The organism is Cellulophaga geojensis KL-A, assembly GCF_000568425.1.
GTDB lineage: Bacteria > Bacteroidota > Bacteroidia > Flavobacteriales > Flavobacteriaceae > Cellulophaga > Cellulophaga lytica.
Genome location: NZ_ARZX01000007.1, coordinates 16841 through 29087 on the forward strand (window position 1 = coordinate 16841; position 12247 = coordinate 29087).

Genomic DNA, 12247 nt, shown 5'->3' on the forward strand with positions numbered 1-12247 from the left:
AATAGAACTATAAAAATATGTTTAGTAAATTTATAAAAAGGCCTGTGTTGGCTATTGTAATTTCTGTAATTATTATTTTTACAGGACTGTTAGCAATAAACCAATTGCCTATATCCCAGTTTCCGCAAATAGCACCTACAACTGTAAATATTTTTATTGCTTACCCTGGTGCCAGTGCAGATGTGTTGGTAAAATCTACCTTAATACCTTTAGAGACTTCTATAAACGGTGTACAAGGTATGCGATATATAGCTTCTGATGCTACAAGTGCCGGTGAAGGAACTTTACGTGTAATTTTTGAGCCTGGTACAGACCCCAATGAGGCTGTTGTTAAAATAAAAACACGTGTAGATCAAGTAATGCCTTTGTTGCCAGAATTGGTACAGCGTGAAGGTGTAATTATTACTCCCGTACAACCTAGTATGCTTATGTACGTTAACTTGTACAGTAATAAAAAACATACAGACGAAAAGTTTTTATACAATTATGCCTATACCAAAATGGTACCCGAAATACAACGTATAGATGGTATTGCAAGTGCTAAAATTTTAGGTAGCCGTAAGTACGCTATGCGTGTTTGGCTAAAACCAGATCGTATGCGTGCATACAATGTTTCTGCAGAGGAGGTTTTAAAAGCAATGGAAGACCAAAGTATTTTGGCCAGACCAGGTAGAATTGGTAGAAGTTCTGGTAAAAAATCACAAGCGTTAGAATATACATTGGTATACCAAAATAGGTATAGTGAGCCAGATCAATACAAAGACATCATTATTAAGGCTAATGAAGAAGGAGAAATTTTAACGCTAAAAGACATTGCTGATGTAGAGTTAGGAAGTGAGTTTTTTGATATCTACTCTAATTTAGATGGTAAGCCATCTGCATCTATTGTATTAAAGCAAACCTTTGGTAGTAACGGGAGTGATGTAATAGACGCAGTTAAAGATAAACTGAAAGAGCTTAAAGAAGATTTACCTCCTGGTATAGACTATAAAATTAGTTATGATGTTTCTAATTTTTTAGATGCATCTATAGAACAAGTATTACATACGCTTAGAGATGCATTTATTCTTGTAGCTATTGTAGTGTTCTTGTTTTTGGGAGATTGGAGGTCAACTTTAATTCCAATTATAGCCGTGCCAGTATCACTTATTGGTGCATTTTTTATTATGCAACTATTTGGGTTGTCTATAAACTTAATAACCCTATTTGCACTGGTATTGGCAATTGGTATTGTGGTAGATGATGCTATAGTTGTGGTAGAAGCCGTACACGCAAAAATGGAAGAAGAACATTTAACACCTTACAAGGCTGTTAAAAGTGTTGTTGGAGAAATTGGTGGTGCTATTATAGCAATTACATTGGTAATGGTTTCGGTTTTTGTTCCTATTTCTTTTATGGCAGGTCCGGTTGGTGTGTTTTACCGTCAGTTTTCTATAACAATGGCTGGTTCAATAGTTATTTCTGCATTAGTTGCTTTAACATTAACGCCAGTACTTTGTGCAATGTTATTAAAGCACAATGATGGTAAAAGAAAAAAATCGGCAGTAGATAAGTTTATAGATTGGTTTAACAGAGGCTTTGAACGACTTACAGGTAGCTATGTAAAAATTTTAAATAAAATTGTAGCTCGTAGAATTTTAACTTTTGGCGTCTTGGCAATATTTTGCGCAGGTATCGTTTATACCAGTAAAATTTTGCCTGCTGGTTTTATACCTAATGAAGATCAAGGGATGATTTATGCCATTATACAAACTCCTCCAGGCTCTACATTAGAACGCACAAATGAAGTTGCCAGAAAACTACAAGCCATATGTGAAGAAACAGAGGGTGTACAATCTGTTTCATCATTAGCAGGTTATGAAATAATGACAGAGGGTCGTGGTTCTAATGCTGGTACGTGTTTAATAAACTTAAAACCTTGGTCAGAGCGCCACCATTCTGTTCATGAAATAATGGAAGAACTAGAGGAAGAAACCAAAAATTTAGGTGCAGTTATAGAGTATTTTGAGCCGCCTGCAGTCCCTGGTTTCGGTTCTTCTGGTGGTTTTTCTATGCGTTTGTTAGATAAAACCAATGGTACAGACTATCATGAGTTCGAGAAAATAAACAACAACTTTATGGAAGCTTTAGGAAAGCGTAAGGAGTTAAGTGGCTTGTTTACTTTTTATGCAGCTAATTATCCGCAATATAAACTTAAAATAGACAATAAAGCAGCTATGCAAAAAGGGGTGTCTATTGGTGCGGCTATGGAAAACTTAAACATTTTAATTGGTAGTACTTATGAGCAAGGATTTATACGTTTTGGAAGATTTTTTAAAGTATATACCCAAGCAGCACCAGAGTACAGAGGTTTGCCGTCTGATTTAGAAAAGCTTTTTGTAAAGAGTGAAGAAGGTAAAATGGTACCGTATTCTGCTTTTATGAAGATTGAAAAAGCACTTGGTCCTAATGAAATTACTAGGTACAATTTATACAATTCTGCTGCAATTAGGGGGCTGCCGGCTCCTGGTTATACTAGTGGCGATGCTATAAAAGCAATACAAGAAGTAGTAAAAGAATCTTTACCACATGGTTATGATGTTGCGTGGGAAGGTTTGTCTTATGATGAGGCACGCAGAGGTAACGAGTCTATCTACATTTTTGCAATTGTATTAGTGTTTGTATACTTAGTGTTGGCAGCACAGTATGAAAGCTTTTTACTGCCTTTAGCCGTAATACTATCATTACCTGTAGGTATTTTTGGTTCGTTCTTTTTATTAAAAATGATGGGACTTTCTAATGATGTTTACGCACAAATTGGTATGATTATGTTGGTTGGTTTGTTAGGTAAAAACGGAGTGTTAATTGTGGAGTTTGCGGTTCAAAAAAGAAATCAAGGTTCTACAATACTAGAAGCAGCTATAGAAGGTGCAAAAGCACGTTTTAGACCTATTTTAATGACATCCTTTGCATTTATTGCAGGGTTAATACCACTAATTATTGCTACAGGAGCAGGAGCAATAGGAAATAAAACTATAGGCGGTTCTTCTTTAGGAGGAATGCTTTTAGGGACTTTATTTGGTGTATTAATAATACCTGGTTTGTATTACATTTTTGCAAAAATGGCAGATGGGCGTAGTCTTATTAAAGATGAAGATACAGTGCCTGCTTCTGAAGAGTTTATGCGAGCTAGTGAAAGTAAAAGCGGAATGAAGGCTCGTATGGAGAAAATAAATCAACTTTTGAAAAAATTAATAGCTAAAAATGAAGATAATAAATAAATATAAAACTGTGCTTAGGCATAAAAAAGCCTATCTAGTTTGTGTTATTTGTGTGTTTGCTTTTTATTCTTGTGTTCCTACAAGAGAAATAAAAAATGAAAATACAACAGTGCCAACTGTATATAATAACGCAACTACAGACACTGTAAATTCTGCTGTTATGAAATGGGATCAGTATTTTTCTGATCCTCATTTAAAAGCAATTATAGATACGGCCTTAGTTAATAACCAAGAATTAAATATTATGCTACAAGAAGTACAGGTGGCTAAAAATGAAATTATGGTTCGTAAAGGTGAGTATTTACCATTTGTAAACATACAGGCAGGAGCAGAGATAGAAAAAGTTGGGCGTTATACCAGTCAAGGTGCTAATGATGCTACTACAGATATTAAAGAGGGAGAAGAATTTCCAGAGCCTTTACCTAATTATCAGGTAGCAGCAGTTGCGTCATGGGAGTTAGATGTTTGGAAAAAACTAAGGAACTCTAAAAAAGCTGCTGTGTTAGAGTATTTAGCAAGTGAAGAAGGTAAAAACTTTATGGTTACCAATTTGGTTTCAGAAATTGCATCTTCTTATTATGAGCTTTTAGCTCTAGATAATCAGCTTAAAATAATAGACCAGAATATAGCTATTCAAAAAAATGTGCTAGAAATTGTTAAACTGCAAAAACAAGCTGCTAGGGCAACAGAGTTAGGTGTAAAGCGTTTTGAAGCTGAGGTTTTAAAAAACCAAAGTTCTAGATACCAAATACAACAACAGATTACTGAGGCAGAAAATAAAATTTGTTTTTTAATGGGTTCTTATCCTAAACATATTAAAAGAACCACAACAGATTTTGTAGAAATTACTACTACTCCAGTACACGCAGGTATACCAAGCCAGTTACTACAAAATAGACCAGATATTAAGCGTGCAGAGTATGAGTTGGCTGCTAATAAATTAAATATAAAAGTAGCCAAAGCCAATTTTTATCCATCAATAGGTATTAAAGCAGGTGTGGGGTTAGAGGCTTTTAAACCTAAGTTTTTAACAAAAACGCCAGAGTCTGTACTTTATAATGTTGTTGGTGATGTGGTTGCACCACTTATAAACCGTAATGCTATTAAGGCAGCATATAAAAATGCAAATAAGAGGCAAATTAAAGCGGTATACGAGTATGAGAAGGCTATTTTAAATGGTTATATAGAAACTACAAACCAATTGTCTAATATAAAAAATCTTAAAAAAAGTTTTGATGTTAAACAGCAAGAAGTAAATGCGTTAACAGAGTCTATTACAATTTCTAACAAGCTATTTAGATCTGCTAGAGCAGATTATATGGAGGTGTTATTAACACAGCGTGATGCTTTAGAGGCAAAAATAGAACTTGTAGAAACCAAAAAAGAGCAGTTGCTAGCGCATGTAAACATATACCACGCTTTAGGCGGTGGTTGGAATTAGTTTTTTTAATTGTTATGTTTTTTAAGTTAGTTGTTAAAGTTTTTTAGTTCTCTACTTTTTCAACGAAAAAGCCCTTCAGAAATGAAGGGCTTTTTATATAATCTATAGCGTTTTAAAGCTAAATTCAAAAACAAGACGTGGGGAAAGTGCTTTTGTCCTTTTTACAAGACGCCTACGGCAGCCAAAATTAAGCATCCTACAACGGCAATTAATATTGCAATAAGTACAACAACCATTGCGCCTAGGAAACTATTTAAGACCTTTGTGCCAACAGTTAATTCTTTCATAATCTCAATAGTTTCTAGTAATTTACAAATTAAAATCGACTTTAACAATTTTAGTCACTGTAAATCAAGTTGTTATGTGAGTTGTAAAAACTGTTGTATTACTTGTTTACAAGTAAAGTACCAATGTAACTTGCTATTTTGTTTGTAGCTCCAATATTTTGAGCAACGTAATTTTTATTTATTTCTGCAGTGCTATTGTAGTGTTCTTTTTTAGAAAGTAACAGATCTAAAACACTCGTAAACTCGTTTTGGTTTGCGGCGGGTAAAACTCCTTTTAGTTCTACTAAATCTTCAGCTTCTTTAAAGCCTTTGTAAATTGGGCCAATTAGTATAGGAACTCCAAACACGGCAGGTTCTAAAGTGTTGTGTAACCCGCCTTTTGTAAAACCACCACCAACATAAGCTATTTGAGCGTAACTGTATACTTTGGTTAAAATTCCAATAGTATCAATAATTAAAACATCAAAATCAGAAATATCATTATTGTTTATTTCTGAAAATAAAACTACTTTTTTGTGTATGCTATTTTTTAACTCTTCTATTTGGTCTGTAATAATATTATGCGGAGCAATAACAAATTTTATATTTTTTGCAGAGGTATTATTTATGTAATCTATTAAAAATAAATGTCCTTTAGGCCAAGTACTACCAGCTACTACGCAAGTTTTGTTTTGTGTAAAGTTGGTCATAAAATCTAACTCATTGTTTTGCTCTAGTATTTTAGATACGCGGTCAAACCTTGTATCACCACTAACAGTACAATTGTTATAACCAATACTTTTAAGTAAGTTTTTAGAGTTAGAGTCTTGCACAAAAAAATGTGTAAATGCAGTTAAGCTTTTGCGCATAAAACTACCATACCATTTAAAAAATAGTTGTTCTTTTTTAAAGTAGGCAGAAACTAAAAGAGTTGGTATTTGTTTTTCTTTTAAAATTTTAAGGTGGTTAGGCCATATCTCATATTTTACAAAAACGGCAAGCTTAGGATTTACAGCTTTTATAAACTTTTTAGCATTTTTTAAAGTGTCTAATGGCATATAAACAATAGCATTAGCAATGTTGTCATCTTTTTTGACTTGGTAGCCAGAAGGAGAAAAAAATGTAACAACAAACTTGTAGGTAGGGTAATTTTTTTTAAGTTTTTCTATAACAGGCAAACCTTGTTCATACTCACCTAAAGAGGCTGTGTGTACCCAAATAACATCATCTTTTACAGAAATGTTTTTGCTTAGGGTGTTGTAAATATTTTTACGGCCCTGCACAAAGAGTTTTATTTTAGGGTTAAAATTTGCAATTATTTTAACCAAAAGAGCGGCAATGTGTACTACAATGTTATATAAAAGATGCACCTAATGTTTATTTGTCGTAAAAATACGTTTCTTTCATTAATTTCATTGTTGCCCATTGGTATTTTTGTAAATTTACCTTTCAAATTAAGGCAATGAAAAAAATTCAGATGGTAGACCTTAAAGGTCAATACCAAGATATAAAAGAGCAAGTAAACACTTCTATAGCTCAGATATTAGAAACATCAGCATTTATTAACGGTCCAGAGGTACACGCACTACAAAAAGAAATGGAAGAGTATTTGGGTGTTAAGCATATGATACCTTGCGCAAATGGTACAGATGCTTTGCAAATTGCAATGATGGGTCTTGGTTTACAGCCTGGAGATGAGGTTATTACTGCAGATTTTACCTTTGCAGCTACTGTTGAGGTTATTGCATTATTACAATTAACGCCTGTTTTGGTAGATGTTGAGCCAGATACGTTTAACATAAACCCAGCTGCTATAGAAAAGGCTATAACACCAAAAACTAAAGCTATAGTTCCTGTACATTTATTTGGACAATGTGCAAATATGGATGCCATTTTAGAAATTGCAGAAAAGCATAATTTATTTGTTATAGAAGACAATGCACAAGCAATAGGTGCAAGTTATATTTCTAAAGACGGAAGCAAGAAAAAAGCGGGCACAATGGGTCATGTTTCTGCAACATCGTTCTTTCCTTCAAAAAATTTAGGAGCTTACGGAGATGGTGGAGCTATTTTTACAAATGATGATGCATTAGCGCACACATTAAGAGGCGTTGTAAATCACGGAATGTATGAGCGTTACCACCATGATGTGGTAGGAGTAAACTCTAGGTTAGACTCTATACAGGCGGCAGTTTTAAGAGCTAAACTACCTAATTTAGATACTTATAACCAAAAGCGTAGAGCAGCTGCATTAAAATATTCTATGGCTTTGGCTAACCATAAAGATATTATTACGCCAAAAATGGATGTGTGTTGTTCGGCAGACACTTGTGTTTGTGATTGTCACGTATTTCATCAATATACTTTACAAATAAAAAACAACGACAGAGATGCACTTGTAAAGCATTTACAATCTAAAGATATTCCGTGTGGTGTGTACTATCCAATTCCTTTACACTTGCAAAAGGCATATAAAGATAGCAGGTATAATGAGTCTGATTTTCCTGTTACAAACCAACTGGTAAAAGAAGTTATTTCTTTACCAATGCATACAGAGTTAGATGATGAGCAAATAACCTACATTACAGACGCAGTTTTAGAGTTTTTAAATAACTAACCAAATATAGAAATAGATGAAAATATTAGTAACAGGCGGATTAGGTTTTATTGGTTCGCACACTGTGGTAGAATTACAAAATAAAGGCTTTGAAGTCGTAATTATTGATGATTTATCTAATTCTTCAGAAAAAGTATTGGATGGTATTGTGGCTATAACTGGCACAAAGCCAACTTTTGAAAAATTTGATCTTAAAGAAAAGTCTAAAGTTCAAGATTTTTTTAAACGTCACTCTAATATTGCTGGTGTTATACATTTTGCAGCTTCTAAAGCTGTAGGGGAAAGTGTAGAAAAACCATTATTGTATTATGAAAACAATATAGGAACATTGGTGTATTTACTACAAGAGTTGTCTGCTTTGCAAAAAGCTAATTTTATTTTTAGTTCTTCATGTACTGTATATGGGCAAGCAGACATTATGCCAATTACAGAAAATGCACCAGTAAAAGAAGCAGAGTCTCCTTACGGCAATACCAAGCAAATGGGCGAAGAAATTATTAGAGACACGTGTAAAGTTGTACCGGCATTAAATGCAATAGCATTGCGCTACTTTAACCCAATGGGTGCACACCCAAGTGCAGAAATTGGAGAATTACCAATAGGAGTGCCACAAAATTTAGTGCCTTTTATAACACAAACAGGTGTTGGTTTAAGAGAGCAATTGTCTGTTTTTGGTGGAGATTATCCTACGCCAGATGGCACTTGTATTAGAGACTATATACACGTTGTAGACTTAGCTAAGGCACACGTAGTAGCTTTAGAACGTTTAATTGGCGGTAATAATAGTGCAAACTATGAAGTTTTTAACGTAGGCACAGGTACTGGAAGTTCTGTTTTAGAAGCAATAAAAAGCTTTGAGCGTGTGTCTGGTAAAAAATTAAATTATAAAATTGTAGATCGTAGACCAGGAGATATTACAACTGCCTACGCAGATACTACAAAGGCAAATACCGTTTTAGGCTGGAAAGCAGAGTCTACATTAGATGATGCTATGAAATCTGCCTGGGATTGGGAGCAAAAAATTAGAAAATAATTAAAGCTTAATGTTAAAAGTAATAAAGTATGGTTTGGGTGTAAACCATACTTTATTTTTTTGCGTACATAAAAGAGATGACATTTAACTACCCAAATACCAAAACTCTTTTAAGCTCTGTAACGAGCCAAAACCTATATGGTAATTTGGTAACTCAATTACAAAAAGACTTTAGTTTAGCTAACATAGACTTTAATCTGCTTCAAGAAAATAAAACAATTTCTCCAGAAGAGCTTGCCACTGCCCTACGCGAAAAAATTTACCAACTGCTTTTAGAACGTTTTACAGAGTACTTAAACCTGTTGTATGTTATAGACATTCCAGAGCAAACCCTAAAGCAAATACAAGTTACAGATGCAGTGGAAGTAGCAGACCAAGTAGCATTTTTAATCTTAAAAAGAGAATGGCAAAAAGTGTGGTACAAAAAGCAATACTCTAGCTAATTAATACTAGGTTTTAAGCAATTAAGTTTGGCGTAATAATTGCTATATTTGAGGGTAAATAATAAACTCTTGTTTAAAAAATTATCACTTAGGTCGCGTATTTTTATTACCATGATGTTTTTGGTGCTTATGGCATCAATACTAATTGCTGGTGTAACTATTTATCAATACAGAGAACAATCTAAAGAATATAACCAAGACCGTTTAGAGCGTAAAGAAGCACAGATAAAGGAAAGTGTTAATCTTACAATAAGAAAAACCTCTTTTGAGCGTATTACAGAAAAATTGCATTTAATTTTTAAGGATGAGATTTTTGAAATTGCAGAAATTCAGAATGTAAATTTTAGTATTTATGATCTAGAGGGAGAATTAATTATAGACTCCCATCCTTTACTTAATAAAACATCTGTAACAACTTGTTTAGATGCTATTGTTCTTCAAAAATTAAAAACTAGTGATAATCAGCGTTACGTAGAAGAAGTTAGTCATATTGAAAAAATATCTAACGAAGAGAAAATATTTAGATCCTCTTACACTTTTATAAAGGATTTAAAATTTAGAGATATTGGTATTTTAAAGCTAGAGTATGTAGAGGATACCTCTTTTGAAGATAAAGAGCTGCCAGAGTTTTTGCTAAGACTAGGTTTGGTTTACATAGTAATGTTTATAATTGCTATTGTGTTGGCTTACTTTACATCTAAATACATAACAAGGTCTTTACAAACAATTTCAGATAAGCTTAATAAAACTGATTTAAGCATTAGAAATCCAAAAATATTAATAGATAATCCTAGTGAAGAAATAGGGCGCTTAGTAGATGCTTATAACGGAATGATTGATGAGTTAGAGCAAAGTGCTGTAAAATTAGCTAAAAGCGAAAGGGAGCAAGCCTGGAGAGAAATGGCAAAACAAGTGGCTCATGAAATAAAAAACCCGCTTACTCCTATGCGTTTAAGTGTGCAGAGTTTTGAGCGTAAGTTTAACCCAAATGACCCAGACATAAAAGAGAAACTTACAGAGTATTCTAAAACGTTAATTCAGCAAATAGATACTATGAGTAGTATAGCCTCTGCTTTTTCTAATTTTGCGCAAATGCCAGCACAACAAAACGAGACGTTAAACGTAGTTAAAATTGTTAAATTAGCTGTAGATATCTTTAATGAAAGTTATATTCACTTTATAGCAGAAGAAGAGAGTATTGTGGCAAAATTAGACCGGACACAGTTGGTGCGTGTGGTTACCAATTTGGTTAAAAATGCAATGCAAGCACTACCAGAAGTAGAAAACCCTAAGGTATTGGTAACTGTAGCATCAGATGGTGATTTTGTGAAAATATCTGTAGCAGACAACGGTGTGGGTATTGCAGATGAATTTAAAGATAAAATTTTTGAGCCTAAGTTTACAACTAAAACTAGTGGTATGGGATTAGGATTAGGAATGGTAAAAAATATTGTAGAAACCTATAAAGGGAACATTACATTTACTTCTCAGCCACAAAAAGGGACAGTTTTTGTAGTGCGTTTTCCCAAAGAAAATAATTAAAACTAACAAATATGAATTTTGAAACTATTTTAGTAGAACAGCAAAATAGCACTGCAATTGTAACTATAAACAGACCAAAAAAGCTAAATGCTTTAAACAAGGCTACTATTTTAGAATTGCATAAAGCTTTTGCAAATTTAGAAGCAGATAAAAGTGTTAAAGCAATTATATTAACGGGTAGTGGTGATAAAGCTTTTGTTGCTGGTGCAGATATCTCTGAGTTTGCTAATTTTTCTGAAGAAGAAGGAGCCAGATTAGCACGTAAAGGACAAGATGAACTTTTTAATTTAGTAGAAAACTTAGGAACTCCTGTAATTGCGGCTGTAAATGGTTTTGCATTAGGTGGCGGATTAGAGCTGTCTATGGCTTGCCATTTTAGAGTAGCTAGTGATAATGCAAAAATGGGCTTGCCAGAAGTGTCTTTAGGAGTAATACCTGGTTACGGTGGTACACAACGTTTACCGCAATTAGTTGGTAAGGGTAGAGCAATGGAATTAATAATGACAGCAGGAATGATTTCTGCAGATAAAGCATTAGACTACGGGTTGGTAAATTATGTGGTAACACAAGAAGAATTATTGCCACTTTGCCATAAACTAATAGGTAAAATTACAAACAATTCTTCTGTAGCAATTTCTGCAGCTATTAAAGCAGTTAATGCTGGTTTTACTAAAGATGGTTATGATGTAGAAATTGAAGCCTTTGGTGCTTGCTTTGGAACAGAAGATTTTAAAGAGGGTACTACTGCATTTTTAGAGAAAAGAAAAGCAAATTTTCCAGGAGCATAGTGTATGAAAAAATACTTAGGATTAAGTTGTTTATTGCTTTTAGTTGGCTGTAGTAATTACGGACAATTAAAAGTAATAGCAAATATACCTGAAGAATTTAAAGAAGTATCTGGGCTTGTGTCTACAGCGCAAAATAGTGTTTGGCTTATTGAAGATAAGGGAAATAAAGATGAACTTTATAAAATTGACTCTAAAGGCAATTGGCTAAAAACACTTAAGGTTAAAAACGGCAAAAATCACGACTGGGAAGATCTAAGTAAAGATAAAGCTGGCAATGTTTACATAGGAGACTTTGGAAATAATAGTAGTGATAGAGATGATCTAGAAATTTTAAAAGTACCTAATCCTGATAATGAAAAGGGAGATGATATTGAAGCCGAAAAAATAGAGTTTAGTTATCCAGAACAGACAGATTTTTCTCCTAAGAAAAAGGAATTATTGTATGATGCAGAATCTCTTTTTTATTGGAAAAACAGCCTTTATATAATTACTAAAAATAGAGCTAAACCATTTACTGGTGAAGCACTTATTTATAAAGTTCCTGCAACTAAAGGCAAGTATAAGGCAGAGTTAGTTGGTAGTTTTATGGCGGGTACAGATGAACGTACCAGCCGAATTACATCTGCGGCAATCTCTCCAGATGAAAAAACTATAGTGCTTATTAGTAATGGTATGCTTTGGAGTTTTACAAATTTTAAAGCAGACAACTTTACACAGGGTACTGTTAAAACCATAGATTTGGGAGTAAGAACCCAGTTAGAGTCTGTTTGTTTTATTACAAATAATACCTTGTATTTAGCAGATGAATATCATAAAAAAACAGGCGGAAACCTATATATTTATACATTAAACTAGGG

Annotated in this window: 10 protein-coding genes; 8 read left to right on the plus strand and 2 right to left on the minus strand. The window is 33.6% G+C overall.

Features of this window, described 5'->3' with window-relative positions; translation table 11 throughout:
* The first annotated feature begins 17 nt into the window (after positions 1-17).
* On the plus strand, positions 18-3260 hold the full coding sequence (locus KLA_RS07160) for an efflux RND transporter permease subunit (RefSeq protein WP_034644727.1): 3243 nt from the start codon (positions 18-20) through the stop codon (positions 3258-3260).
* The gene (locus KLA_RS07165; protein WP_152536831.1) at positions 3244-4701 is read left to right on the plus strand and encodes a TolC family protein; all 1458 of its coding nucleotides are present in this window, start codon (positions 3244-3246) and stop codon (positions 4699-4701) included. The genes KLA_RS07160 and KLA_RS07165 overlap by 17 nt, the downstream gene beginning before the upstream one ends.
* 161 nt (positions 4702-4862) lie before the next feature.
* Here KLA_RS07165 and KLA_RS18480 read toward each other — a convergent pair whose 3' ends face one another.
* Together KLA_RS18480 and KLA_RS07170 are read right to left on the minus strand one after the other, a co-directional pair.
* Positions 4863-4988: a hypothetical protein gene (locus tag KLA_RS18480; protein ID WP_013621187.1), complete on the minus strand. Its 126-nt coding sequence runs from the start codon at positions 4986-4988 to the stop codon at positions 4863-4865.
* 98 nt (positions 4989-5086) lie between these two features.
* On the minus strand, positions 5087-6337 hold the full coding sequence (locus KLA_RS07170; protein ID WP_034644728.1) for a 3-deoxy-D-manno-octulosonic acid transferase: 1251 nt from the start codon (positions 6335-6337) through the stop codon (positions 5087-5089).
* A 92-nt stretch (positions 6338-6429) separates the two neighbouring features.
* On the opposite strand from KLA_RS07170, the gene KLA_RS07175 reads away from it, so the two are divergent.
* From KLA_RS07175 to KLA_RS07200, 6 genes are all read left to right on the plus strand, one after another.
* A complete protein-coding gene (locus KLA_RS07175; RefSeq protein ID WP_034644729.1) occupies positions 6430-7584 on the plus strand; it encodes a DegT/DnrJ/EryC1/StrS family aminotransferase in 1155 nt (384 codons plus the stop codon).
* A gap of 16 nt (positions 7585-7600) precedes the next feature.
* Positions 7601-8617 carry a UDP-glucose 4-epimerase GalE gene (gene galE, locus KLA_RS07180; protein ID WP_013621190.1) on the plus strand — a complete coding sequence of 339 codons (1017 nt, stop codon included), beginning with the start codon at positions 7601-7603 and terminating at the stop codon, positions 8615-8617.
* A gap of 77 nt (positions 8618-8694) precedes the next feature.
* Positions 8695-9060 carry a hypothetical protein gene (locus KLA_RS07185; protein ID WP_013621191.1) on the plus strand — a complete coding sequence of 122 codons (366 nt, stop codon included), beginning with the start codon at positions 8695-8697 and terminating at the stop codon, positions 9058-9060.
* 111 nt (positions 9061-9171) lie between these two features.
* Complete coding sequence (locus KLA_RS07190) at positions 9172-10602, plus strand: sensor histidine kinase (protein WP_013621192.1); 1431 nt, start codon at positions 9172-9174, stop codon at positions 10600-10602.
* 11 nt (positions 10603-10613) lie between these two features.
* A complete protein-coding gene (locus tag KLA_RS07195) occupies positions 10614-11390 on the plus strand; it encodes an enoyl-CoA hydratase/isomerase family protein (RefSeq protein WP_013621193.1) in 777 nt (258 codons plus the stop codon).
* A gap of 3 nt (positions 11391-11393) precedes the next feature.
* Positions 11394-12245: a hypothetical protein gene (locus KLA_RS07200; protein ID WP_034644731.1), complete on the plus strand. Its 852-nt coding sequence runs from the start codon at positions 11394-11396 to the stop codon at positions 12243-12245.
* Positions 12246-12247 lie beyond the last annotated feature (2 nt).

Bases quoted from the DNA above. Each gene is read 5' to 3' on its own strand.
- KLA_RS07160 (WP_034644727.1), top strand. From the start codon at position 18: ATGTTTAGTAAATTTATAAAAAGGCCTGTGTTGGCTATTGTAATTTCT.
- KLA_RS07165 (WP_152536831.1), top strand. From the start codon at position 3,244: ATGAAGATAATAAATAAATATAAAACTGTGCTTAGGCATAAAAAAGCC.
- KLA_RS18480 (WP_013621187.1), bottom strand. From the start codon at position 4,988: ATGAAAGAATTAACTGTTGGCACAAAGGTCTTAAATAGTTTCCTAGGC.
- KLA_RS07175 (WP_034644729.1), top strand. From the start codon at position 6,430: ATGAAAAAAATTCAGATGGTAGACCTTAAAGGTCAATACCAAGATATA.
- galE (WP_013621190.1), top strand. From the start codon at position 7,601: ATGAAAATATTAGTAACAGGCGGATTAGGTTTTATTGGTTCGCACACT.
- KLA_RS07185 (WP_013621191.1), top strand. From the start codon at position 8,695: ATGACATTTAACTACCCAAATACCAAAACTCTTTTAAGCTCTGTAACG.
- KLA_RS07190 (WP_013621192.1), top strand. From the start codon at position 9,172: ATGATGTTTTTGGTGCTTATGGCATCAATACTAATTGCTGGTGTAACT.
- KLA_RS07195 (WP_013621193.1), top strand. From the start codon at position 10,614: ATGAATTTTGAAACTATTTTAGTAGAACAGCAAAATAGCACTGCAATT.
- KLA_RS07200 (WP_034644731.1), top strand. From the start codon at position 11,394: ATGAAAAAATACTTAGGATTAAGTTGTTTATTGCTTTTAGTTGGCTGT.